A 23,960-nucleotide genomic window follows, 5' to 3' on the forward strand; every position below is an offset into this window, starting at 1 on the left:
TTCCCTGCAACATAGGCCCCTAGGGTGGATCGGATGGGCAAATCTCAAGCACGTCCGGCAGTCCGGTGGGCCAGGGGGACCCAGTTTCTGAAGCAGGCAGTGGAAGGACTGTCCGCGGCGTTCGCTGCACAACGCCTGCAGTTGGCGGCCAAAGCCGCCCTGGCCGCAGGCTTGGCATTCCTCATCGCCCCGCTTATGCCCGGTGCGGCCGCAAACTATCCCTACTACGCGCCGCTGGGTGCGCTGGTGGCGATGTACCACAACGTGGCGGGTTCGGTCCGGCAAGGCTTCCAAGCCCTCGCCGGGCTCGCTGTGGGAATAGGCCTCGCGGTCATCCTGGTGAACATCGCCGATCCGTCGCCCCTGACGGTGGCTTTGTTCATGGGCATCGGAGTGCTGCTGGGCGGGTTACCGGGAATAGGCTCGGGCAGTGATTGGATTCCGACGGCGGCGCTGCTGGTGCTCCTCGTGGGAGGCAACAACGCGGACGACTTCTCCTTTGGCTACCTTGTGCAAATGGGCGCCGGCGTTGCGGTGGGCATTGCGGTGAACTTCCTGTTCTTTCCTCCGCTGCACCTGAAAGCGGCCGCGGCCAGCCTCGATGACCTCCGCCTTGCCTTGGGCAGGCAACTGACGGACATGGGCGCAGCGCTGAAGGAAGAGTGGCCGCCAGAGCACGAGGAGTGGTCCAGCCGCTCGGATGAGCTGGCATCAGCAGCCCGCACGGTACGGCACCTCGTCAAGGAAGCCGACGCCAGCCGGCGCGCCAACCCCCGCCGCAAACTCCACCCGCGGGACATGGACCGCGACTACCGGAATCTTCGCCAGCTGGAGAGGGTGACCTTCCACATCCAGGACATGACGGAGGTGCTCTCGGACGTCATCTGGGAAAGCGATGTGCCGTACACCGTCCCGTTGGATGACAGTGGTCCGCTTGCTGAGGCCATCACCGCCACCGGCGAATTGCTGCGCTCATTCAGCACTGAAGACCCACAACAGCAGGAGGATCTTTACCGGGCCGCCCAGGCGGCGGTGGAAGCCTGCTTGGCAGCCACCGCCACCCGGGAGCTGGACGAAGGCGCGGTTCCGGCGTCCGAATCCATCCTCCTGAGCCTTCACCGGATCCTGCGCGCCGTCCACTCTAGTGGTTCGGGGGCACCGCCCCGGCAGGAACCCTAGAGGGCGGCGACTGAACCACTGAAGTGACGGCGGCCGGAGCGGGGGTTCCACGCGACGAAATCGGAACGCTCCCAAGCTCCTGCCGCGCCCTGGACCGTACTGATGTCCAGGGCGACCCGGCAGGGAAGGAAAACCGGCGCCTCAAAGTCGACTTCCCAGGTGAAGGAATCCCCGCGGACCGCACCGACGTCGGCGAGTGCCCGAGCCGCCAGGTACATGCCGTGCGCGATGGAGCGGCGCATGCCCAGTGCCTTGGCGGACAGCACGCTGAGGTGGATCGGGTTGAAATCGCCGGACACAGCCGCGTAGGCCCTGCCGGTGTCCACACCGAGCTGCCAAAGCGCGGTCGGATCAGGCGCTGAGAACTCCGGCCGTGCCGGGGCGACTGTTGGTTTGTCGATTCCCGGCAGGAAAACACCCTTGGCCAGATAGGTGGAGACCCCCCGCCAAGAGATGTCCTCAGCCGGGGCCTTGCGGACCTCGACCACTAGGTCCACCTGTGTCCCCGATCGGTGACCGCGAAGGTTCTCTACGTGGGCGGCGATGACCAAGGTATCCGTGAAGAGGAGCGGCGACCTGTGTTCCACAAAATTGCGCAGGTGGATCATCCCGAGCAGCGGCAAGGGAAAATCGTCCCGGTTCATAACGCTCATGGCGAGCGGAAACGCAAGGGCATGGATGAATCCTGCGGGCAGGACATCGCTGGCGGTTTCGCCAATGAGGTGCTGGTAGGCCGTAAGGTTCCCGACGTCCACCGTGACGCCGCGGACTTCGTGGCTTTCGGCCGGAAGGACTGATCCGTCATGCGTCCCCAGCAGCCGGCGCCGGGCTGCCTGGGCGGCAGCATTGACGTAGAGCTTGGAAAGCGACGGCATTTCGCCCAGGATGAGCGGCTGTACAGGCGTCATGCCCCCACCAGGTTCTGGCCGCAGACCCGGAGTACCTCGCCGTTGATACCACCTGCCGCGTCGCTGGCCAGGAAGGCGATGGTCTCTGCGACGTCTGATGGCTGGCCACCCTGCTGCAGTGAGTTCAGGCGCCGGCCCATCTCCCGTAGTGCAAATGGTATCCGGGCTGTCATCTCGGTTTCGATGAACCCCGGCGCGACGGCGTTGATGCTGCCGCCTTGCGCTGCAAGAAGCGGAGCTGTCGCCCGGACCATGCCCATGACTCCACCCTTGGACGCCGCGTAGTTCGTCTGCCCGCGATTGCCTGCGATGCCGCTGGTGGACGCGACGGAGACAATCCGGGGAGAACTGCGGAAGTGCTCTGACGCGAGGAGGGCCTCGTTGATCCGGAGCTGGGCAGCAATGTTGATGTTGATCACCGAATTCCAGCGGGCCTCATCCATGTTGGCCAGGAGCTTGTCCCTGGTGATGCCGGCGTTGTGGATCATGATGTCCAGGCGCCCGTGCCGCTGGGCGGTGTGCTCGAGGATCCGTTGCCCCGCATCCTCCCTGCTGATGTCCAGCTGGAGGGCTGTCCCCCGCACCTCATTGGCCACCGCAGCGAGCTGGTCTCCCGCCGCAGGGATGTCCACCAGCACCAAAGTGGCGCCGTCCCTGTGGAGTGTCCGGGCTATGGCCGCACCGATGCCGCGGGCTGCTCCGGTGACGACGGCGACCCTCCCGGCCAGGGGCTTCTCAGAGTCCGGGGGAAGTTCTCCGGCCGTTGTGGACACCGTGACGAACTGGCCGTCCACGAAAGCGGAGCGGCCGGAGAGGAAGAACCGGACTGCCGCCAGCGCGCTTGGGCTCGTCGGCTGCACGTCCGGTGCCAGGAGGATACCGTTGCCGGTGGCCCCAGCACCCAGTTCCTTGGCCAGGGAGCGCAGGAACCCGTCAACCCCCTGGCGTGCGGCTGCTGCCGCCGGCGAGGTCGCGTCCGAGGCAGGCCGGGACACCGTGACAACACGGCCGCCCGGGGTGAGGTCGCGCAGGGAGGCTGCAGCGGAGAGGATAGGCTTCCCGAGGTCTTCGGGCTCCGCCACGTCGTCCAGCACCAGGATGATGGCACCAAGCTTCTCGCGTGGAACCGCGTGCCGCCTGACGTCAAGATCCCAGGAAAGCAGTTCAGTGGCCAGCCTGTCGGCACCGGCAGTGGCGCCCTGCACCAGGACTGGTCCGGTAATCAAGGGCTGTCCCGGCTCGTACCGGCGCAGCACTGCCGGCTGGGGCAGCCCGAGCTTCCTGGCCACGTTCCTGCCCAGGCCTTGGTTTACCAGTTGTGCGTACTTGTCTGTCATTCGTTCCCCCTACAGTGATTCAAGAATCGCGGCGACGCCAAGTCCGCCGGCGGCGCAGACCGAGACGAGGCCCCGTGCGGGACGGCCTTCGGTGCCGGCTTTGTCGTGGAGCAGCTTGGCGAGCGAGGCCACGATCCGGCCGCCGGTCGCGGCAAACGGATGGCCGGCGGCAAGCGAGGATCCGTTGACATTCAACTTTGACCGGTCGATTTTGCCAAAAGCACCAGGCAGCCCCAGCCGGGTCCGCCCGAATTCCTCGTCCTCCCACGCGGCCAGCATGCTGAGGACAGTGGCCGCGAAGGCTTCGTGAATCTCGATGAAGTCAAAGTCGTCAAGGGTGAGCCCGTGCCGGGAGAGCAACCTGGGCACGGCAAAGACGGGTGCCATCAACAGGCCGTCCTTTCCGTGCACAAAATCCACCGCGGCTGCTTCGGCGTCCACCACCGCAGCCAGCTTGGGCAGGTCGCGGGCGTCCGCCCACTCTTCGGAGGCCAGCAGCACTGTGGAGGCGCCGTCGGTCAGCGGGGTGGAGTTGCCGGCCGTCATCGTGGCATCGGCACCGAGGTTGCTGCCGAAAACCGGCTTCAGGGTTCCGAGTTTTTCCAGGGAAGTGTCTGGCCGCAGGTTGCCGTCCCGCGTCAGCCCCCGGTAGGGGGTGAGCAGGTCGTCGAAAAATCCGGCGTCGTAGGCGGCAGCGAGGTTCCGGTGGCTGTTCAGCGCCACTTCATCCTGCGCCTCCCGCGAAACCTTCCACTGTGCGGTGGTCAGTGCCTGATGCTCCCCCATGGACAGCCCCGTCCTCGGCTCGGCCGTTCCGGGCGCCAGCGGGGCCAGGTCCTTGGGCCGCAGGCGGCTGAGGACCTGCAGCCGCTGCGGAAGGGTTTTGGCCCGGTTGAGGTCGAGGATCACCTCACGGAGTCCTTCGCTGACCACGACGGGTGCATCCGAGGCAGAGTCGACGCCGCCGGCGATCGCCGAGTCGATCTGGCCCAGCTTGATCTTGTTGGACAGCCCCACAACAGTTTCCAGGCCTGTGGCGCAGGCCTGCTGGAGGTCGTAGGCGGGCGTCTCCGGGGACAGCGCAGAACCGAGGACGGCCTCGCGCGTGAGATTGAAGTCCCGTGAGTGCTTGAGCACTGCACCGGCGCCCACTTCCCCGATTCGTTCATCCTGCAGCCCGAAACGCGCGATGAGGCCGTCCAGGGCAGCAGTGAGCATGTCCTGGTTCGAGGACTTGGCATAGGCCCCGCCGGACCGCGCAAACGGGATCCGGTTGCCTCCCACGATGACTGCCCTGCGGGATGCAGGAACGGCGGCTGCGGCGGGAATTCCTGCTGCGTCAGGTCCGGTGGTCGGTTGTCCGTCAGTGGACATGGCTATCTCCTCGGGTCACGTTCGATTACCGATACCCAGCGTACCTGATACGCTGGGTATCGTGAACATCCAGGAAACAGGGCATGTACCCGCCGTTGCCGCAGGGCCCGGAGACGGGCGCTCGTCGCGCTGGCAGAGCCACCGGGAGGAGCGGCGCCGCGAGCTGATCAAGTCAGCCCGCCGGGCGGTGCACGCACTGGGCAGCGATGCTTCCATGGAGGACATTGCCGCCGCCGCCGGTACGTCCAAGTCTGTCTTCTACCGCTATTTCGGGGACAAGGCCGGGCTGCAGCAGGCGGTGGGTGAAGTTGTCCTCAGCCAGATGCAGCGCCGCATCCAGGAGGCTGCGCAAAGCGCTGTCACCCCGCGTGAAGGTTTGCTGGCCATGGTTACCGCCTACCTCCAGATGGCCAGTACCAGCCCCAACGTCTACACCTTCGTAACGCGCCATGCCGCAGCCGAACCGGACACTACCCAGGACTCCGCAGCGGGATCGGCTGCCCTGGGACATTTTTTTGAAGCCGTCGCTGACATGATCGCCACCCCCATGCGTTCCCATCTGGGGGACGGCAAGGAGGCAGTCATCGGCTACTGGCCGAAAGCGGCGATCGGGCTGGTACGGAACGCCGGTGAGCACTGGCTGAGTACGCCCGACTCCCCAACCAAGCCAGGACAGGAGGCGATGGCGCGGCAGATCACTGCCTGGCTGTGCGTTGGCATCGCTCCTGAGCTGCCCAAGCTGTCCGGCCCGGACTCCTGATCCCTTTGCTTTGCCGCAGCACCACCAAACCATCTGTCAGCACCAACGAAGGACCTTGACATGACTGAACTAGTGGACCGTCCCGCTGGAAACAGGCACCGCCCCGCCACGGTGGCCGCTGCCGCCAGGGCAGCCTCTGCACAGCCCGCCGTCCACGTCGAGGCGCTGGGTGAGCAACTCCTTGGCAAGTGGGCCGCAACCCGCCTCCAGGCCCGAAGCCTCGCCGCGTCACCTGAGCTGCACAAGATCGAAGGCCTAACGCACACGGAACACCGCGCCAGGGTATTCGGGCAGCTGAAACACCTCGTGGAAAATGAGGCTGTGCACCGCGCATTCCCCCGGTCTTTGGGCGGTGCGGATGATCACGGCGGGAACATCGCCGGTTTTGAGGAACTGGTGGTGGCGGACCCTTCGCTGCAGATTAAGGCCGGCGTCCAATGGGGGCTTTTTGGTTCCGCGGTGATGCACCTCGGCACTGCTGAACACCACGCCAAATGGCTTCCGGGCATCATGAACCTGGAGATCCCGGGGTGTTTCGCCATGACGGAGACAGGGCACGGCTCGGACGTGGCCAGTATCGCCACCACCGCCACATTTGACCCGTCCACTGACGAATTCGTCGTGCACACACCCTTCCGCGCTGCCTGGAAGGACTACATCGGAAACGCGGCCACGGACGGCCTGGGCGCTGTGGTCTTCGCCCAGCTGGTTACCCACGGCGTTAACCACGGCGTCCATGCGTTCTACGTGGATCTTCGGGACCCTGCGACGAAAGAATTCCTGCCGGGCATCGGAGGCGAGGATGACGGCGTCAAGGGTGGGCTTAACGGCATCGACAACGGAAGGCTGCACTTCACGAATGTGCGGATCCCGCGGACCAACCTGCTGAACCGCTACGGGGACGTGGATGCCGACGGCCGGTACAGCTCTCCCATCGCCAGCCCGGGCCGCCGCTTCTTCACCATGCTGGGTACCTTGGTGCAGGGCCGGGTATCCCTCGACGGCGCTGCCGTGGCCGCATCCAAAGTGGCATTGAAGGCGGCCATTCAATACGCCACCGAGCGCCGCCAGTTCAATGCCTCTTCCCACACCGAAGAGGAAGTGCTCCTCGACTACCAGCGCCACCAAAAGCGCCTGTTCACGAGGCTGGCCACCACGTACGCAGCCAGTTTTGCCCACGAGCAGCTGCTGGAGAAATTCGATGATGTCTTCTCCGGCGCCCATGACACCGACGAGGACCGCCAGGACCTCGAAACCCTCGCCGCAGCACTGAAACCCCTGAGCACGTGGCATGCCCTGGATACCCTGCAGGAATGCCGCGAAGCATGCGGCGGCGCAGGGTTCCTGATCGAGAACCGTTTCGCGTCGCTGCGGGCCGACCTCGACGTCTACGTCACCTTCGAAGGCGACAACACCGTGCTGCTGCAGCTCGTCGCCAAGCGGCTGCTGGCCGACTACGCCAAGGAATTCCGGAGTGTCGACTTCGGGGTGCTGGCCCGTTACGTGGTGGGCCAGGCCACCGGTGCGGCCATCCACCGCACCGGCCTGCGCCAGGTGGCACAGTTTGTCGCGGACACCGGCTCCGTGCAAAAGGCGGCCATTGCGCTGCGGGACGAGGAAAGCCAGCGCGCGCTCCTCACGGACCGTGTCCAGACCATGGTCGCTGAAGCTGCCACCGCGCTCAAGGGCACTGGCAGGCTGTCGCAGGAGAAGGGTGCGGACCTGTTCAACCGGCACCAGAATGAACTCATTGACGCAGCCCAGGCGCACGCCGAGCTGCTCCAGTGGGAGGCATTCACGGACGCCCTCCGGGGTGTCACCGACCCGGGCACGAAAACGGTGCTGACCTGGCTGCGCGACCTGTTCGGGCTTTCCCTGATCGAAAAGAACCTGTCCTGGTACCTCATGAACGGCCGCCTTTCCATGCAGCGGGGCCGCACAGTGGGCGAGTACATCAACCGGCTGCTGGTCAAGCTCCGCCCGCACGCCGTGGACCTCGTGGACGCCTTCGGATACGGCGAGCAGCACGTGCGGGCAACGATCGCCACCGGTGCCGAGAAGAAGCGGCAGGACGAGGCCCGCGCCTATTTTCGGAGCCAGCGCGCCAGCGGTCACGCCCCGGTGGACGAAAAGGTGCTGATCGCCCGTACCGCTGCAGGCAAGCGCAATTGACCGTCCCCTAGTGCCAGGAATGACGACGGCGCCGCTCCCCTTGCGAAGGGGGGCGGCGCCGTCGTCATTCAACGTCGAAAGGCTAACCCTGTGCCGGAAGCACTGAGCGATACACCTCGAGGGTCGTCTCGGTGATGGATTCCCACGAGAAGTGCTGTTCGGCCCGCAGCCGGCCGGCCTGTCCCATGGCGCGTGCGCGCTCCGGGTCCGAGACAACCTCGGTGAGGGCTGCGGCGAACTCGGTGACGAACTTCTCCGGGTCCAGGGGCGTTCCGGTGCCGTCCGTCACCTGCTCCAGGTCCACCAGAAGGCCGGTCCGGCCGTGATCCACTACCTCAGGGATACCGCCCGTGGCGCTTGCCACTACCGCTGCACCGCAGGCCATGGCTTCGAGATTGACGATGCCGAGCGGCTCATAGATAGAGGGGCAGGCGAAGGCCGTGGCGTGGCTGAGGACCTGGATGAGTTCGTTGCGGGGCAGCATGCGCTCGATCAGGACAACGTCGGTGCGCTCCCGCTGCAGGTCCTCGATCAGGCGGGCCGTCTCCGCTGCCAGTTCCGGGGTGTCAGCGGCCCCCAGGCAGAGGACCAGCTGGACGTCGGCAGGAAGCTTCGCGGCAGCCCGCAGCAGGTAGGGAACGCCCTTCTGGCGGGTGTTTCTCCCCACAAAGACCACGCTTGGTTTGTCCGGATCGATACCCAGGGCGCGGACGGCGTCGCTGTTCTCGTCGCGGTTCCACAGCTCGACGTCGATGCCGTTGTGAACCACCCGCACCTTGGCCGGGTCCACGTTGGGGTAGCTGCGCAGGATGTCCTGCCGCATGCCCTCCGACACAGCGATGATGGCTGCTGCGGCCTCGTAGGCGGTCTTTTCCACCCAGGAGGACAGGGCATAGCCTCCGCCAAGCTGCTCTGCCTTCCACGGGCGGAGCGGTTCCAGGCTGTGGGCGCTGAGAACATGGGGAATTCCGTGGAGCAGGGACGCGAGATGTCCGGCCATGTTGGCGTACCAGGTATGCGAATGGACCAGGTCCGCCCCTTCAACGTCCGGGACGATCCGCAGGTCAACGCCCAGCGTCTGCACCGCGGCGTTGGCCGAGCCGAGGTCCTCGGGCACCGCGTAGGACGTCACCGCAGCGCCATGATAGTCGGCGTCGCGCGGAGCCCCGAAAGCACGAACCTGCAGGTCAACATGCTTACTAAGCACCCTGCTCAATTCGGCCACGTGGACGCCCGCGCCACCATAGATCTCCGGCGGAAACTCTTTAGTCACAATGTCTATTCGCACAAGACCCAAGGTAGTCCTTCACGCATAACTGTTCTAGTGTGAAGGAGTCCGGACATGCCGGACTGTCTTGGGGAGTTACGAAGGCGTACAGGAGCGACCATTATGCCGTTGAACAAAAGAGTCCTGGCCATTGTCCTCGCAGGCGGCGAGGGAAACAGACTGATGCCACTGACGGCAGACCGCGCGAAACCTGCGGTGCCCTTTGCGGGAAGCTACCGCCTGATCGACTTCGCCTTGTCCAACCTGGTGAATTCCCGCTACCTGCAGATCGTTGTGCTCACCCAGTACAAATCGCACAGCCTGGACCGGCACATCTCCGAGACCTGGCGTATGTCCACCCAGCTGGGCAACTACGTTGCCTCCGTCCCGGCGCAGCAGCGCGTGGGCAAGAGCTGGTTCCTCGGCAGTGCCAACGCCATCTACCAGTCGCTGAACCTCATCCATGACGCCAACCCCGACATCGTGGTGGTGGTCGGCGCGGACCACGTCTACCGCATGGACTTCGCCCAGATGGTGGCGCAGCACGTCAACAGCGGTGCGAAGGCGACGGTCGCCGCAGTGCGGCAGCCCCTGCACATGGCGGACCAGTTCGGTGTCATCGAAGTGGACCAGAACGATCCCCAGAAGATTGCCGCCTTCGTGGAGAAGCCCGCCAGCACCCCGGGCCTGGCAGCGGACCCCTCGCAGTTCCTGGCCTCCATGGGCAACTACGTCTTCGACGCCGACGCCCTGGTCGCGGCGTTGCACGTGGACGCCGAGCGGCTCGACACCAAGCACGACATGGGCGGGGACATCATCCCCTACTTCGTGAACCAGGGCGAAGCCGGCGTCTACGACTTCACCCTCAACGACATCCCCGGCTCCACCGAGCGGGACCGCACCTACTGGCGTGACGTCGGCACCATCGACTCCTTCTACGACGCCCACATGGACCTCATCTCCCCGCTGCCGGTCTTCAACCTGTACAACTCTGAGTGGCCCATTTACACACGGCAGAGCATTTCGCCCCCGGCAAAATTCGTCCGCGGCCAGAACAACACGGTGGGCACCGCCCTGGACTCGATCGTTTCCAGCGGCGTGGTGATCTCCGGCGGTGTTGTTGAGGGCTCGGTCCTTTCCAACGACGTCTTTGTAGCAACCAGCAGCCGGATTATCGATTCGGTGCTGATGGACAAGGTACAGATCGGCGAGGGCGCCGTCATCAACAGGGCGATCATCGACAAGAACGTCAAGGTGCCGGCCGGTGCAGCGATCGGGCTGGACCCGGAACTGGACCGCGCGCGCGGCTTCAAAGTCACCGATTCCGGGATTACTGTGCTCTCCAAGGGTCAGGAGGTTCCGGAGCCCGGCGAAGAAGAGCGCAAGCTCGCGGCCGCCAACCTGCATCTTGTGCCGAACGCCGTCAAGGCCGCAGCGGCGCAGTACCCGGACGTCCGCGAGTCCGTTGACAAGGTCGCCAAGACACACGCAGCGGCAGCGGCGGAAATGGCGCCCGGCGCAAGTATTTCCTGACCTCCTGCCGGGAGCGCTCCTGCCGGCGCTCCCCCGGCCGCCGGCCCTGTTGATGGTGGGGCCGGCAGGAAGTCCCAGGCTGTAAAATCGGTACAATGAGCTCCCCCGATCTGACGCCTGAGGAAATCCAGGCCTGCCTCAAGGTCCTCAACACGATCCACGCCTATGACGAGGAGCATCCGGACTACGTTTCGGTGCGCCGTGCCACCGGCAAGATGTTCAAGGCCGTCAAGAGGCACCGCCGCGTCACCAAGCGCGACCTGATCTCCGAGGCGGACCGGGCAGTGATTGCCCAGACAGCCACCGCGGCCCCGGACCGGATCGATGACGAAACCCGCGGGAACAAACTGGCTCCTTCCGCCACCGGCAAGGTGGCCGGCCACCTTATCCGGTCCCGCCCGTGCTACATCTGCAAGCAGCACTACACCCAGGTTGACGCCTTTTACCACCAGCTCTGCCCCGAGTGCGCCGCATTCAACCACGGCAAGCGCGACGCACGAACGGACCTGACGGGCCGCCGGGCGCTGCTCACCGGCGGCCGGGCAAAAATCGGTATGTACATCGCGCTCCGGCTGCTCCGCGACGGTGCCCATACCACCATCACCACACGTTTCCCTAAAGACGCCGCCCGCCGCTTTGCCGCCATGGAGGACAGCGGCGAGTGGCTGCACCGGCTCCGCATCGTGGGCATCGACCTGAGGGACCCCGCCCAGGTCATGGCTTTGACCGACTCGCTGAACGAAGCCGGCCCGCTGGACATCATTATCAATAACGCAGCGCAGACGGTGCGCCGGTCAGGCAACGCCTACAAGCCGCTGGTGGACGCTGAGGACGAACCGCTGCCCGCAGCCCTGGAGCAGGCCAACGGCGGCCCCGAGCTGGTGACCTTCGGCCACGCTCACGACAAGCATCCCCTGGCGTTGGCCAGCAGCGTCACTGAGCATCCGGTCCTGGCTGGCGATGCCATCACCTCGCTGGCCCTTTCCACCGGTTCCGCTTCACTGGAGCGGATCGCCTCGGGAACAGCGATCGACGCCGGTGGACTGGTCCCGGATCTCGCGACGATCAACAGCTGGACGCAGGTGGTGGACGAGGTGGATCCGCTCGAAATGCTCGAGGTCCAGCTCTGCAACGTCACGGCACCCTTCCTTTTGGTCAGCCGGCTGCGTTCGGCCATGAAGCAGTCCACCGCACGGCGGAAGTACATCGTGAACGTCTCCGCCATGGAAGGCCAGTTCTCCCGTGCCTACAAGGGCCCCGGGCACCCGCACACGAACATGGCCAAGGCGGCGCTGAACATGATGACCCGCACCAGCGCGCAGGAGATGCTGGAAAGCGACGGCATCCTGATGACCGCCGTCGACACCGGCTGGATTACTGACGAGCGGCCGCACTTCACCAAGGTCCGGTTGATGGAGGAAGGCTTTCACGCGCCTCTGGACCTGGTGGACGGGGCTGCACGGGTCTACGATCCGATCGTGATGGGTGAGAACGGCGAGGACCAGTACGGCGTGTTCCTCAAGGACTACAAGCCAAGCCCCTGGTAGGCGTATGCTCGGCGGCATGAGCCACGAGACTGCCGCCGACGTACAGAATCTGGAACGCCACGAGTGCTGGGCCCTGCTGCGGACGGTGTCCGTAGGCAGGCTTGCCGTCCTGGCCGACGGGCGTCCGGATATCTTTCCCATCAACTACACCTTGGACGGCGGAACACTTGTGTTCCGCACCGGCGAAGGCACAAAGCTCGCTGGCGCATCGAAGGGCGCTGCGGTGGCACTGGAGGCGGACGGCGTGGATCCCGACAGCGGCCTTGCCTGGAGCGTCGTAGTCAAAGGCACCGCCGAGGTGGTCACTGGAACAGACCCGGTCCTGGCTACCGCCGAGCTATACCTTTTCCCCTGGCAGGCCGGCAGGAAGGACGCGTTCGTCCGGGTTTCCCCGGACAGCATCACCGGCCGGCGGTTTAAGGTAACGGAACCACTCACCTGGTGGACCCAGCTCAGCGGGGCCACCAAGGCATCGCCGGAGTAAAAACCAGGGGCGTCCACAGATGTGGACGCCCCTGGTTTACTGCTAACAATCGGTCCGGTCCTGGCCGGTCAGGCCAGCTGGGTGATCTCCACGCTGACGTTAAGAGCCGAGCCGCCGCCACCGGACAGGATGCCTTTCAGCGGCGGCACATCTCGGTAGTCCCGCCCCCGAGCCACGGTGACGTGGAAGTCACCGGCAGGCTTGTGGTTGGTGGGGTCCCAGCTGCGCCAGTCACCGTCCCAGAATTCCAGCCAGGCGTGTGACTGCCCGGCGACCGTTTCCCCGATGCCGGCGCTGGAACGCGGGTGCAGGTAGCCCGAGACGTACCGGGCCGGGATCCCGCAGCTCCGCAGCGCGCCGATGGCGAGGTGGGCGAGGTCCTGGCACACGCCCTTACGCTGGCCCCACGCCTCCTCGGCGTTCGTAGTGACGGCGGTGGAGCCGGACATGTAGGTCATCTCGCCGCGCATCCACTCGAACACTGCCATGGCGGCGTCGTGCGGGTTCTTCCCTGCCACCACCTCGGGGATGAGGCCAAGGACCTCGTCCCCGGGACCGCTCAGCCGGGACTGGGGAAGCCAGTCACTGTACGTATTGAGCGTTTCTGGCGAGGCGAGGACATCCCAGCCCACAATGTCGGACTCGGAGGGGATCTTCTCGGCGCGATGTACTTCCACCGTGATGTTGGAGACCACCTCGAGATGCTCGTGCGGCATCTGCATGTCGAACGCAGTGACCCTGGTCCCCCAGTAGTCGCGGTAAGTGCTCACCGCAGCCTGCGACGGCGAGACCTTGACCACCGATTCCAGCACCACCTGCTGGGAATCCGTGAGGGGCGTCATGCGGGCCTCGTTATAGGACAGCGTGACCCGCTTGTTGTACTTGTAGGCCGTCTTGTGCACGATGCTCAGCCGGGTCATGAAACTTCTCCCACCCAAGCCAGTTCGTCGGCCTGATTGAAGTACTTACGGGAAATGGCGTCCGAGGCCTGGGACACTGCCTTCTGCACGCGTTCCATGTGTTCGGGCAGCTCGGACATAAGATCGTCCGTGCGGTGGAACTCAAGGAACGTGCGGGCCTGGCCCACGATCCGGCGGGCATCGTTGATGAAGCCCACGCGCTGCGCGGACGGGTCAAGCTTGGCGAGGCACTCATCAGCGTCCCGCAGCGCGTACACAATGGACCGCGGGAACAGCCGGTCCAGGAGCAGGAACTCGGCGGCGTGCTGGTCACCGAAGGCAGCACGCCGGGTACGCAGGAAGGATTCGTACGCACCGGCGCACCGGAGCATGTTCACCCAGGACATGCCCGCGGACAGGACGTCGCGGGTGGAAAGCATGCGCGCCGTCATGTCGGCCCGTTCCAGGGAGCGTCCCAGCACCAGGAACAGCCAGCTTTCGTCATGGCTCACCGTGGTGTCGGCCAGGCCGCTCACCATGGCCGTGCGCTCCAGCGTCCAGTTGCAGAAGCGGTAGGTCCCCACCACGTCCTTGCGGTGCTGGCTCAGCCCGTAGTACGTGGTGTTCAGGCTCTCCCAGAGCCCGGAGGAAACCGTTTCGCGGGCACGGCGGGCATTCTCGCGCGCGGCTCCCAGTGACCCGGCAATGGAGGTGGCGCTGGTCTTGTCGTAGGCCAGGGCGTGGAGCAGTTCGGGCAGGCCGAAGTCCTCGCTCTGGGGGCGGGCGCCCATCACGGCAAGGAGTTCCTGTGCCACGCTTTTGCGTTCGTCCATGGGCAGGTGGTTCAGCCGCTCCAAGTGCACATCGAGGATACGCGCCGTGCCATCGGCACGCTCCACATAACGGCCGATCCAAAAAAGGGACTCGGCAATACGGCTAAGCATTCGCGGCTACCTCCTGCGGGCCCGACACTGAAAAAGACATTGGGGCGGTCATGCGCCGGCTCACTGCTGCTGCTCCGACTGGCGGTCGCGCCAGTTGCTTTCAACCGGCCACACGGACACACGCTCGCGGACGGAGATGGACTGCCGCGGTACGGTCTCCACGGGCAGGTGGGGCGAATCGGCAAGGACCCAGGTGTCCTTGGAACCGCCACCCTGGCTGGAGTTCACGATCAGCGACCCTTCTTTGAGCGCCACGCGGGTAAGCCCGCCGGGGAGCACCCAGACGTTGTCGCCGTCGTTCACGGCAAAAGGCCGCAGGTCCACGTGGCGGGGGCCGAACTTGTCCCCGCTCAGCGTGGGCACGGTGGAGAGCTGCAGCACCGGCTGCGCGATCCAGCCGCGGGGGTCTGCGATGACCCGCTGGCGGAGGGCGTCGAGTTCGTCCCTGGAGGCATCCGGGCCAATGACCAGGCCCTTGCCGCCGGAGCCGTCCACCGGCTTGACCACGAGCTCTGACAGGTTGTCCAGGGTGTACTCGCGGGCTTCCTTCTCCTCCAGGCGGAAGGTGTCCACGTTCGCGATGATGGGTTCCTCGTTGAGGTAGTAGCGGATGAGGTCAGGGACGTAACTGTAGACCAGTTTGTCATCCGCGACGCCGTTGCCCACTGCGTTGGCGATGGTCACCCCGCCTGCCCGCGCGGCGTTGACGAGTCCGGGGCAGCCGAGCATGGAATCGGCCCGGAACTGCAGCGGGTCCAGGAAGTCGTCGTCGATCCGCTTGTAAATAACGTCCACACGCTGCTCGCCGGCGGTGGTGCGCATGTACACGCGGTTTCCGCGGCAAATAAGGTCTCGGCCCTCCACCAGTTCAACACCCATCAGGCCCGCGAGCAGCGTGTGCTCAAAGTAGGCACTGTTGAAAACCCCGGGGGTCAGGACGACGACGGTGGGATCGTCCACGCCGGCGGGCGCGGTTTTGCGCAGGGCCGAGAGGAGCCGGCGGGGGTACTCCTCCACCGGGCGGATCAGCTGCTGGCCGAAGGCTTCGGGCAGGCCCTTGGCCATGGCGCGCCGGTTTTCCAGGACATAGCTCACGCCGGAGGGGACGCGCACGTTGTCCTCCAGCACCCGGAAGGTGCCCGCTGCATCACGGACAACGTCGATGCCGGAAATGTGCACCCGGACGCCGCCGGCCGGCTCGAAGCCGTGGACCTGGCGGTGGAAGTGTGCGCTGGTGGTCACCAGCTGCCGGGGTATCACGCCGTCGGACACCACGTTCATCTTGTCGTACACGTCGTTGAGGAAGGCCTCAAGTGCGTGCACGCGCTGGGCGACGCCGCGTTCAAGCACGTCCCATTCCGCTGCCGGGATCACCCGGGGGACGATATCGAGCGGGAAGGGGCGCTCCTCGCCGGCGAAGTCAAAGGTGACACCACGGTCCAGGAAGGTGCGCGCCATGGAGTCCGCCCGCGCGCTGACGTCGGCGAGGGAGAGCTTGCGAAGGGCGTCCGCCACCTGCTCATAAGAGCCCCGTGCTTCTTGCCCGGGGGCGAACATCTCGTCGTAGGCTCCGGTCCGGCCGGCGGCCACGGAGTAATCCTGGAATAGGTCTGACATGTCCAATAGCCAACCATCTTTTTGTTTCGAATTCATTACTGCCATCCATTCTGGCGTGTTGGCGGAGGTGGTGTGGTTCGTGGATTACGTGTCCTTTCCGGCACAGTAGGTGAGTGCCTGTCCGCAGAAGCCTTCCCACCCCCGGCCCGGGCATCCCCGGCGGCGCTGACCGGTTGCTCCCAGGACTTGCCACAGCGGCTGTTGCGCTGGCCGCCGCCTTCCTGGTCCACTGGCTCGTTCCCGTTCTGCCGGCCATGACCCTGGCGGTGGTCCTGGGCGTCCTGGCCGCCAACCTGCCGGGCACGGGAGTCTGGACTGCCGGCAGGGCGCGCCCGGGGCTGGACTTCGCCGGCAAGCACCTGATGCGCGGCGGGATTGTCCTGCTGGGCCTGAAGGTGAGCGTTATGGACGTCCTGGGACTGGGCTGGCTTGCCCTCGTGCTGATCGCGGGGGTGGTGGCGGTGAGCTTCGGCGGAACCTACCTGATCTCCCGGCTGTTCCGGCTGCCCCCGGTGACCTCGCTCCTGGTAGCCACAGGATTCTCTATCTGCGGTGCGTCCGCCATCGGCGCCATGGCTGCCGTCCGCCGCATCCGGCACGCAGACACCGTCCTGCCGGTGGCGCTGGTGACGCTCTGCGGGACCCTCGCCATCGGGGTCATGCCCCTCCTGGTCCACCCCCTGCAGCTCAGTGCGCCGGTTTTTGGGGCCTGGACGGGCGCCTCGGTGCACGACGTGGGCCAGGTGGTGGCCACGGCGCAAACCGCGGGGACGGCGGCGCTGGGCATCGCCGTCGTCGTCAAACTCACCCGGGTGCTGCTGCTGGCACCCGTGGCGGCATTGGCGGGTGCCCACCAGCGGGTGTTTGCCAGACCGGGTCCGGGAGCCGAGGGCGGGGACGCCAAACTGCCGCCCGTGGTTCCCCTGTTTGTCCTGGGCTTCATTGCCATGGTGGGACTTCGCTCCACCGGTTGGCTCCCGGCGGGCTGGCTCGAGGCGGGAGCAGCGCTGCAGGACATCCTGCTCGGCGCCGCACTGTTCGGTTTGGGCTCCGCCGTACGCGTGCGCACGCTGCTTCACACCGGAGGCCGGGCGCTCCTGGCCGCCCTCGCGTCCTGGCTCCTGATCGCCCTCCTGGGACTGGCAGCCGCCCTGCTGATCGCCGTATAACCCGTGATTAGATAGCTGAGTGCCAAATGAGAATCTGCAGCGCGACGAAGCCGCCGAACGTTCAGCCCTGATCAGCACCACCAGCTACGACGTTTCGCTGGACGTGCGCCAGGCCGCGGACCCGTCTGTGGGAGGTTATCCGAGCCGCAGCGTCATCACCTTCTCAGCGGCACAGCCGGGTACGTCGACTTCCCTGGACTTCATCGGCGACGTCCACAGCGTGCTGTTGAACGGCCGCGAACTCCGGGTGGAGGACGTGGTGGACGGCGCCAGGATCAGGCTGGACAACCTGCAGGCCCACAACGAAGTGACCGTCACCGGAACTGCCCTGTACAGCCGCTCCGGCGAGGGCATGCACCGGTTCGTGGATCCCGCGGACGGCCAGTGCTACCTCTACACCCAGTACGAGCCGGCAGACGCCCGCCGCGTCTTCGCCAACTTTGAACAGCCCGACCTCAAGGCCACCTACACCTTCCACGTGACGGCTCCTGCCGGCTGGCAGGTCGCGTCCAACGGCGCCGAGGTGGGCCGGACTTTGCTTACCGGTGACCCGTCCACTGCCTGCTGGGACTTCGCCCCCACCGAACCCATGTCCACCTATATCACTGCCGTGCTGGCCGGACCTTACTTCAAGGCGGAGGACCGCTGGCAGGCAATACTGGACGACGGCACCTCACTGAACGTACCGCTCGCCCTTTACTGCCGGGCCTCCATGGCGGACTCTTTCGACACTGACGAGCTGTTCCGGCTCACGAAGAACGGCCTGGATTTCTTCAACCGGCTCTTCGACTACCCCTACCCCTGGGGCAAGTACGACCAGGCCTTCGTACCCGAATACAACCTCGGCGCCATGGAGAACCCCGGCCTGGTGACCTTCACCGAGAGCTACGTCTTCACTTCCCGCGCCACCGATGCCCAGTACCAGGGACGCGCCAACACCCTGATGCACGAGATGGCCCACATGTGGTTCGGGGACCTGGTGACCATGCAGTGGTGGGATGACCTGTGGCTCAAGGAATCATTCGCCGACTACATGGGCAACCTGGGCGTGGACCGCGCCACGGACTGGGACACCGCCTGGGTGAACTTCGCCAACAAGCGCAAGGCCTGGGCCTACGTCCAGGACCAGCTGCCCACTACGCACGCGATCGTGGCGGACATCCCGGACCTGGAGGCCGCCAAACAGAATTTCGACGGCATCACCTACGCCAAGGGCGCGTCGGTGCTGAAGCAGCTCGTGGCCTATGTGGGGTTCGAGGCCTTCATCGCCGGCTCCCGCGAGTACTTCCGCAAGCACGCGTACGGCAACACTTCCCTGGCCGACCTGCTGGCGGCGCTCAGTGCCGCGTCGGGGCGGGACCTGGGCGGGTGGGCGGAGCAGTGGCTGCAGACCTCCGGCATCTCCAGCCTGTCCCTTGACATCGCCGCAGACGCAACGGACGACGACGGCGTGCTGGGCCGGGTGTCGATCGTCCAGGCGGCAACCGATCCCGTCACCGGACGTGAGGAACTGCGCCCGCACCGCCTTCGCGTGGGCTCCTACAATTTCGACGCCGACGGTGCCCTGGTGCGCACCGGAAGTATCGAAACCGATGTGGCAGGGGCACGGACCGGGCTCCCCCAGCTCTCCGGCCAGCCGCGGCCCGCACTCCTGCTGGTCAATGACGACGACCTGACCTATGCCAAGGTCCGGCTGGACCCCGCCTCCGAGGCGACGGCCCTGGCCTCACTGGACCGGATCGTGGACCCCATGGCCCGTGCCCTGTGCTGGACGGCGCTCTGGAACTCCGCCCGGGACGGCGAAAGCCCTGCCGCACGGTACGTGGAAGCAGTGGCCGCCTTCGGACCGGCCGAGCCCGGCATCGGCGTCCTGCTGAACATCCTCGATAACGCAAGCACCGCCGTCGAACGCTACACACCGGCAGCCGGACGTGAAGCAGTCAGGGCGTCGTTCCTGGCAGCCGCTGCCGCAGAACTGGACCGCGCCCAGCCCGGCTCGGACCAGCAGCTGGCCTGGGCAAGGACCCTCGCCACCGTCAGCAGGAACGACGACGCCATGCTGCCCCGCCTGAAGGGCCTGCTGGACGGCACCGCCCCGGTGGTCGGCCTGGCCGTGGATGCGGAGCTGCGCTGGCACCTCTGGCACGCCGTGGCGGCGAACGGCCAGGCGACGGCGGCGGAGCTGGACGCCGAACTTACCCGGGACACCACGGCCTCAGGACGCGCCAGCCACGCCACCGCACTCGCTGCCCGGCCGGACCCGGACGTCAAAGCAACAGCCTGGAACCAGGCCGTTCAGGAAAATGAACTGTCCAACCAGCTGCTGACCGCCACCATCACCGGGTTTATGACGGCCCCGGCGGAGCTGCTGGAACCGTACGTGGAGCCATACTTTGGGTGCCTGCGCGCAGTCTGGGACGGGCGGAGCATTGAGATCGCGAGCCGGATTGTCCGTGGCCTGTACCCCCTGGCGCAGGACCTGGCAGAGGGGGCGGAACCAATGGAGCATCCTGTCATTCGGCGCACGGACCAGTGGCTGGCAGACAACGCAGAGGCGCCGCGAGCACTGCGCCGCATCATCGTGGAGCAGCGCAGCCACCTGCTGCGGGCGCTGACGGCGCAGGCCGCCGTCGTCAAAGCCCCGTCTTCGGGCCTTCCTGCGGACTGAAGCACCGCCTCGGCGCGCAGGAGCAGTCCCTGCGCACCGACCCCGACGGTCAACGGCAGTGACGGCCAGTCAACGCTCAGGGAACCCGGTGGAGCCATTCGCCGGTGCCGAATTTCGTTGATACCCGCTCCCGTGCCATGGCCAGTTCGTCCTCGGTCAGCTCTGAGGGTGCGGCGCCATACCGCTCCGTGAAGACTTCCATCATGGCCGCAATGATGTCGGCGCGGGCCAGGCCGGTCTGGCGGCGGAGCGGGTCAACCCGTTTCTTCGCGCTGCGGGTGCCTTTGTCCGAGAGCTTTTCCTTGCCGATGCGGAGCACTTCCACCATCTTGTCGGCGTCGATGTCGTAGCTCATGGTGACGTGGTGCAGCATGCCGCCGTTGGCCAGGCGCTTCTGTGCCGCCCCGCCGATCTTGCCCTGGTCGGTGGCGATGTCGTTCAGCGGCACGTAGAACGCGGTGATGCCCAGCTTCTCCAAGGCGGCCATGACCCAGGCGTCCAGGAAGGGGTAGGAGTCGGCGAAGCTAAGGCCGTCCACCAGGGTCTGGGGCAGGTACAGCGAGTAGGTGATGCAGTTGCCGGCCTCCATAAACATCGCTCCCCCGCCACTGATGCGGCGGACGACCTTGACGCCGTGCCTAGCTACGCCGTCGGGGTCCACCTCGTTGAGGTAGGACTGGAAGCTGCCGATCACCGTTGAGGGCTCCCGCCAGTCCCAGAACCGGAGCGTGGGGTTGCGGCGGCCGGCGCCGACCTCCTCGGTGAGGACCTCATCGAGCGCCACATTGATTTCGGTCGGCAGGACGGTGGGCGGGATGAGGTTCCACTGGTGGTCCGCCCAGGACGTGGCTTTCGCCAGGGCACGACGGACAGCGATGGCCACGGCGTCTGCGGAGAAGCCGAACAGGGTTGCGCCTGCCGGCAGCGAAGCCGTGACGGCGGCGGCAAGCTCGGCCGCCGTCGTGGTGTCCGGCAACCCTGCCAGCCCGCGGTTAATTTCCAGGAGCGCTTCGTCGGGTTCCAGGAAGAAGTCCCCGCTGACGGATACGTCGGCCAGCTGGCCGTCCACAACGTCCAGGTCCACCACTACGAGCTTGCCGCCGGGGACTTTGTACTCGCCGTGCCGGCGGGACGTGGAATCAGCAGCTGGAGCGGGCGTGGCAGTCATGCCTCCCATCCTGCCCCAGAATGGCCCGGCCCCTGAAACGATGCCGGCCGTTAACGCGAAAAGCCCGCACCGTCGCCGGTGCGGGCTTTCCCTTTGAAGCTTGGGGGGAAGTGAATTACTTCTTGCCGCCGAAGCCCTTGAAGCGAGCGTTGAAGCGCTCGACGCGGCCTGCGGAGTCCATGATGCGCTGCTTGCCCGTGTAGAACGGGTGGGACTCAGAGGAGATTTCGACGTCGATGACCGGGTAGGTGTTGCCGTCTTCCCACTCGATGGTCTTCGAGGAAGAAACGGTGGACTTGGTCAGGAATTTGACGCCGGAAGCCAGGTCGTTGAAAACAACAGCTTCGTACTTCGGGTGGGTATCAGACTTCATAATGGGACCTTTGTTCGCGCAACTGGATTTTGCCAGCTGCCAGGTATGAATGGGATGGCCGCGTTCCGTGCCGTAAGACGCAGGGCAGCCAGCTATCAATATTAGCGGATAACCGGGGTGCCCGCGAACCGACTGCCGGCCCTAATCCCGGGGGCGCAGCTCCCAGAAGGCAACGGCCGATGCTGCTGCAACATTGAGCGAATCCACGCCGTTGCGCATGGGGATCTTCACGGCGAGGTCGACGGCGGCGAGCGTCTCCGCGCTCATGCCGGCTCCTTCGGTGCCCAGCACCAGGGCGAGCCGCTCCGGATTTTGCGCAGCGACCGCGTCAACGTCCTGCGCATCCTCCGTCAGCTCCAGGGCGGCGACCGTGAACCCCTGCTCCTTGAGCGCGTGGAGGTCCTCCGGCCAGCTGGTGAGGCGGGCCCACGGCACCTGGAAGACCGTGCCCATGCTCACCCGGACGCTTCGCCGGTAGAGGGGGTCGCCGCAGCGCGGGGAAACCAGGACAGCGTCAATGTCCAGGGCGGCTGCGGAGCGGAAGATGGCCCCCACGTTCGTGTGGTCCACGATGTCCTCCAGGACAGCCACCCGGCGGGCTCCGGCCAGCAGTTCCGGCAACGGGACTGGCGCCGGGCGCTGCATGGCGGCCATGGCACCGCGGTGAAGATGGAACCCGGTGATTTCCTCCAGGAGGGCGGCACTGCCGATGAAGGCGGGAACCTGGGGGTAGGCGCCCAGGATGTCCTGGAGGTCGTCGAGCCACTTTTCCGCGAGGAAAAAGGACCGGGGCTGGTGCCCCGCGGCGAGGGCACGGCGCAGCACGCGGGACGATTCTGCGATGTACATGCCCTCAGCCGGTTCGCGAAGCTTGCGAAGGTGCACGTCCGTGAGCTGGGTGTAGTCGGTCACGCGAGGGTCCGCGGCGGACTCGAGATAGTGGATTGTCACCGGGTGATTATTTCAGCAGATTCGCGATCATGAATCCGAGCGCCACCAGGCCGAGGACAAAGATCACGCCGCGGAGCACTGTCGGCGAAAGCCGGCGGCCCACCTTGGCGCCCAGCAGGCCGCCGATGCTTGAGCTGACGGCGATGAGCAGCACCACCAGCCAGTTGATGCGGTCGAACGCGAACAGCAGGTAGGAGATGGCTGCCACCAGGTTCACGCCCAGCACCAGGATATTCTTCATGGCGTTGGCGTTCTGGATGGTGCCGGTGAGGAACACACCCAGGATACCGACGAGCAGGATTCCCTGGGCAGCCACGAAGTAACCGCCGTAAACGCCGGCAAGGTAGACGAGGACCACCAGGAGAACGGTGTGGCGCTTGTCCCGTACGGCGTGCTCCGGATTCTCCTCACGGTTGCGGACCCAAGCCTGCATCCGTGGCTGGAACACCACCATCAGGAGCGCCAGGACCAGGAGGACCGGGGCGACGTAGTGGAAGACCTGTTCGGAGAGGTGCAGCAGCAGCCAGGCGCCGGAAATGCCGCCCAGGAGGGACGCCGGCAGGAGCCGCAGCAGTTGGCGGCCGCGGCCTTTCAGTTCCCGGCGGTAACCGAAGGCACCGGCGGCGGTGCCGAAGACCAGGCCCATGGCATTGCTCATGGAGGCCACCACGGGGGTGACGCCCAAGGCGATGAGGACGGGGAACGTCACCAGTGTGCCGGAGCCCACCACGGCGTTGATGGTGCCGGCCCAGAGGCCGGCGATGGACACAAAGATGCTGCTGAGAAGATCCAAGGTGCTGCAGTGCCGCGTTAGCGGCGGGCGACGGCGGTGTACCGGCCTGCGTTGACGGTCACGTCCAGGTCCAGCCCGAAGGTGGTGCTGAGGTGTTCGGCGGTCAGCACCTCGGTGATGGGTCCTGCTGCAACCACTCCGCCGTCGCGCAGGAGCATGGCGTGGGTGAAGCCGGGCGGGACTTCCTCGAGGTGGTGGGTGACCAGGACCATGGCCGGTGCTGCCTCGTCCCGGGCGAGTTCCCCGAGCTTGTGCACGAGTTCCTCGCGGCCGCCGAGGTCCAGGCCGGCGGCGGGTTCATCGAGCAGGAGCAGTTCGGGATCAGTCATGAGGGCCCGGGCGATCTGGACGCGCTTGCGCTCACCCTCGGACAGTGTGGCGAAGGTCCTGTTCAGGAGTGGACCCATCCCCCAGTCATTAAGCAGGCGGAAGGCCCGCCGCTCGTCGTCGCGCTCGTATCCTTCACGCCAGCGGCCGGTGACGCCGTAAGCGGCGGTGACTACGACGTTCAGGACGTTCTCGTGTTCGGGAATCTGGGTGGCGAGGGCGGCGGAGGAGAGTCCGATGCGGGGGCGTAGTTCAAAAACGTCCACCCGGCCCAGGATTTCGTCCAAAATTCCGGCCTTGCCGCTGCTCGGGTGCATCCGGGCTGCTGCGATCTGGAGGAGAGTGGTCTTGCCGGCGCCGTTGGGGCCGAGGATTACCCAGCGTTCGCCTTCGTTGACTTCCCAGTCAATCTTGTCCAGCAGGGTCTTTTTACCTCGGACAACGCTAACGGAAGCCAATTCCAGAACATCACTCATAGGAGTAGACACTA

The 23,960-nt window shown here is 65.8% G+C and carries 20 protein-coding genes; 8 read left to right on the forward strand and 12 right to left on the reverse strand.

Annotation, left to right across the window (positions count from 1 at the left end):
* The first annotated feature begins 99 nt into the window (after window positions 1-99).
* Complete coding sequence (locus M1D32_RS10110) at window positions 100-1,179, forward strand: FUSC family protein (protein WP_458782158.1); 1,080 nt, start codon at window positions 100-102, stop codon at window positions 1,177-1,179.
* On the opposite strand, the gene M1D32_RS10115 is transcribed toward M1D32_RS10110, so the two are convergent.
* From M1D32_RS10115 to M1D32_RS10125, 3 genes are read right to left on the reverse strand one after another with little or no spacing between them, the layout of a single operon-like run.
* Window positions 1,176-2,087, reverse strand: a complete 912-nt coding sequence (locus M1D32_RS10115; protein ID WP_458782052.1) for a MaoC family dehydratase — start codon at window positions 2,085-2,087, stop codon at window positions 1,176-1,178. The genes M1D32_RS10110 and M1D32_RS10115 overlap by 4 nt on opposite strands.
* Window positions 2,084-3,424: a 3-oxoacyl-ACP reductase gene (locus tag M1D32_RS10120; protein WP_458782053.1), complete on the reverse strand. Its 1,341-nt coding sequence runs from the start codon at window positions 3,422-3,424 to the stop codon at window positions 2,084-2,086. The genes M1D32_RS10115 and M1D32_RS10120 overlap by 4 nt, the downstream gene beginning before the upstream one ends.
* Before the next feature lie 9 nt (window positions 3,425-3,433).
* On the reverse strand, window positions 3,434-4,798 hold the full coding sequence (locus M1D32_RS10125; protein ID WP_458782054.1) for an acetyl-CoA C-acetyltransferase: 1,365 nt from the start codon (window positions 4,796-4,798) through the stop codon (window positions 3,434-3,436).
* 61 nt (window positions 4,799-4,859) lie between these two features.
* Between M1D32_RS10125 and M1D32_RS10130 the strand changes: the two genes are divergently transcribed.
* Both M1D32_RS10130 and M1D32_RS10135 read left to right on the forward strand, forming a co-directional pair.
* Complete coding sequence (locus tag M1D32_RS10130) at window positions 4,860-5,558, forward strand: TetR/AcrR family transcriptional regulator (protein WP_458782055.1); 699 nt, start codon at window positions 4,860-4,862, stop codon at window positions 5,556-5,558.
* A gap of 60 nt (window positions 5,559-5,618) precedes the next feature.
* A complete protein-coding gene (locus M1D32_RS10135) occupies window positions 5,619-7,730 on the forward strand; it encodes an acyl-CoA dehydrogenase family protein (protein WP_458782056.1) in 2,112 nt (703 codons plus the stop codon).
* A gap of 82 nt (window positions 7,731-7,812) precedes the next feature.
* Here the strand turns inward: M1D32_RS10135 and glgA are convergent, their stop codons facing one another.
* Complete coding sequence (gene glgA / locus M1D32_RS10140) at window positions 7,813-9,018, reverse strand: glycogen synthase (protein WP_458782057.1); 1,206 nt, start codon at window positions 9,016-9,018, stop codon at window positions 7,813-7,815.
* Window positions 9,019-9,120: 102 nt separating this feature from the next.
* Here glgA and glgC point away from each other — a divergent pair, with 102 nt between their 5' ends.
* From glgC to M1D32_RS10155, 3 genes are all read left to right on the forward strand, one after another.
* Window positions 9,121-10,530, forward strand: coding sequence for a glucose-1-phosphate adenylyltransferase (glgC, locus tag M1D32_RS10145; protein WP_458782058.1), 1,410 nt, complete (start codon window positions 9,121-9,123; stop codon window positions 10,528-10,530).
* Between the two features lie 95 nt (window positions 10,531-10,625).
* Window positions 10,626-12,077: an SDR family NAD(P)-dependent oxidoreductase gene (locus M1D32_RS10150; RefSeq protein ID WP_458782059.1), complete on the forward strand. Its 1,452-nt coding sequence runs from the start codon at window positions 10,626-10,628 to the stop codon at window positions 12,075-12,077.
* A gap of 16 nt (window positions 12,078-12,093) precedes the next feature.
* Window positions 12,094-12,561, forward strand: a complete 468-nt coding sequence (locus M1D32_RS10155; protein ID WP_458782060.1) for a pyridoxamine 5'-phosphate oxidase family protein — start codon at window positions 12,094-12,096, stop codon at window positions 12,559-12,561.
* Between the two features lie 68 nt (window positions 12,562-12,629).
* Here the strand turns inward: M1D32_RS10155 and M1D32_RS10160 are convergent, their stop codons facing one another.
* The 3 genes from M1D32_RS10160 to M1D32_RS10170 are packed head-to-tail and all read right to left on the reverse strand — an operon-like array spanning window position 12,630 to window position 16,021.
* Complete coding sequence (locus tag M1D32_RS10160) at window positions 12,630-13,481, reverse strand: transglutaminase family protein (protein WP_458782061.1); 852 nt, start codon at window positions 13,479-13,481, stop codon at window positions 12,630-12,632.
* Window positions 13,478-14,404, reverse strand: coding sequence for an alpha-E domain-containing protein (locus tag M1D32_RS10165; protein ID WP_102975536.1), 927 nt, complete (start codon window positions 14,402-14,404; stop codon window positions 13,478-13,480). The genes M1D32_RS10160 and M1D32_RS10165 overlap by 4 nt, the downstream gene beginning before the upstream one ends.
* Window positions 14,405-14,464: 60 nt before the next feature.
* Window positions 14,465-16,021 (reverse strand): circularly permuted type 2 ATP-grasp protein, encoded by a 1,557-nt coding sequence (locus tag M1D32_RS10170; RefSeq protein ID WP_163163669.1) that lies wholly within the window; start codon window positions 16,019-16,021, stop codon window positions 14,465-14,467.
* Between the two features lie 113 nt (window positions 16,022-16,134).
* Between M1D32_RS10170 and M1D32_RS10175 the strand changes: the two genes are divergently transcribed.
* Window positions 16,135-17,190 carry a YeiH family protein gene (locus tag M1D32_RS10175; RefSeq protein WP_458782062.1) on the forward strand — a complete coding sequence of 352 codons (1,056 nt, stop codon included), beginning with the start codon at window positions 16,135-16,137 and terminating at the stop codon, window positions 17,188-17,190.
* A gap of 19 nt (window positions 17,191-17,209) precedes the next feature.
* Window positions 17,210-19,858: an aminopeptidase N gene (gene pepN / locus M1D32_RS10180; protein ID WP_458782063.1), complete on the forward strand. Its 2,649-nt coding sequence runs from the start codon at window positions 17,210-17,212 to the stop codon at window positions 19,856-19,858.
* 76 nt (window positions 19,859-19,934) lie between these two features.
* Here the strand turns inward: pepN and M1D32_RS10185 are convergent, their stop codons facing one another.
* The 5 genes from M1D32_RS10185 to M1D32_RS10205 form a co-directional block, all read right to left on the reverse strand.
* Entirely contained in the window at window positions 19,935-21,026 is a 1,092-nt protein-coding gene (locus tag M1D32_RS10185; RefSeq protein ID WP_458782064.1) for a lipoate--protein ligase family protein, read from the reverse strand.
* A gap of 115 nt (window positions 21,027-21,141) precedes the next feature.
* Window positions 21,142-21,399, reverse strand: coding sequence for a type B 50S ribosomal protein L31 (locus tag M1D32_RS10190; protein ID WP_090956047.1), 258 nt, complete (start codon window positions 21,397-21,399; stop codon window positions 21,142-21,144).
* 141 nt (window positions 21,400-21,540) lie between these two features.
* On the reverse strand, window positions 21,541-22,350 hold the full coding sequence (locus tag M1D32_RS10195) for a TrmH family RNA methyltransferase (RefSeq protein ID WP_458782065.1): 810 nt from the start codon (window positions 22,348-22,350) through the stop codon (window positions 21,541-21,543).
* 7 nt (window positions 22,351-22,357) lie between these two features.
* Complete coding sequence (locus M1D32_RS10200; protein ID WP_458782066.1) at window positions 22,358-23,143, reverse strand: sulfite exporter TauE/SafE family protein; 786 nt, start codon at window positions 23,141-23,143, stop codon at window positions 22,358-22,360.
* A 17-nt stretch (window positions 23,144-23,160) separates the two neighbouring features.
* Complete coding sequence (locus M1D32_RS10205; protein ID WP_458782067.1) at window positions 23,161-23,946, reverse strand: ABC transporter ATP-binding protein; 786 nt, start codon at window positions 23,944-23,946, stop codon at window positions 23,161-23,163.
* Window positions 23,947-23,960 lie beyond the last annotated feature (14 nt).

The organism is Arthrobacter sp. D3-16 (genome assembly GCF_054408515.1).

Bases quoted from the DNA above. Each gene is read 5' to 3' on its own strand.
- M1D32_RS10190 (WP_090956047.1), bottom strand. From the start codon at position 21,399: ATGAAGTCTGATACCCACCCGAAGTACGAAGCTGTTGTTTTCAACGAC.
- M1D32_RS10205 (WP_458782067.1), bottom strand. From the start codon at position 23,946: ATGAGTGATGTTCTGGAATTGGCTTCCGTTAGCGTTGTCCGAGGTAAA.
- M1D32_RS10170 (WP_163163669.1), bottom strand. From the start codon at position 16,021: ATGTCAGACCTATTCCAGGATTACTCCGTGGCCGCCGGCCGGACCGGA.
- M1D32_RS10165 (WP_102975536.1), bottom strand. From the start codon at position 14,404: ATGCTTAGCCGTATTGCCGAGTCCCTTTTTTGGATCGGCCGTTATGTG.
- glgC (WP_458782058.1), top strand. From the start codon at position 9,121: ATGCCGTTGAACAAAAGAGTCCTGGCCATTGTCCTCGCAGGCGGCGAG.
- M1D32_RS10160 (WP_458782061.1), bottom strand. From the start codon at position 13,481: ATGACCCGGCTGAGCATCGTGCACAAGACGGCCTACAAGTACAACAAG.
- M1D32_RS10155 (WP_458782060.1), top strand. From the start codon at position 12,094: ATGAGCCACGAGACTGCCGCCGACGTACAGAATCTGGAACGCCACGAG.
- M1D32_RS10185 (WP_458782064.1), bottom strand. From the start codon at position 21,026: ATGACTGCCACGCCCGCTCCAGCTGCTGATTCCACGTCCCGCCGGCAC.
- M1D32_RS10115 (WP_458782052.1), bottom strand. From the start codon at position 2,087: ATGACGCCTGTACAGCCGCTCATCCTGGGCGAAATGCCGTCGCTTTCC.
- M1D32_RS10125 (WP_458782054.1), bottom strand. From the start codon at position 4,798: ATGTCCACTGACGGACAACCGACCACCGGACCTGACGCAGCAGGAATT.
- M1D32_RS10135 (WP_458782056.1), top strand. From the start codon at position 5,619: ATGACTGAACTAGTGGACCGTCCCGCTGGAAACAGGCACCGCCCCGCC.
- M1D32_RS10120 (WP_458782053.1), bottom strand. From the start codon at position 3,424: ATGACAGACAAGTACGCACAACTGGTAAACCAAGGCCTGGGCAGGAAC.
- M1D32_RS10150 (WP_458782059.1), top strand. From the start codon at position 10,626: ATGAGCTCCCCCGATCTGACGCCTGAGGAAATCCAGGCCTGCCTCAAG.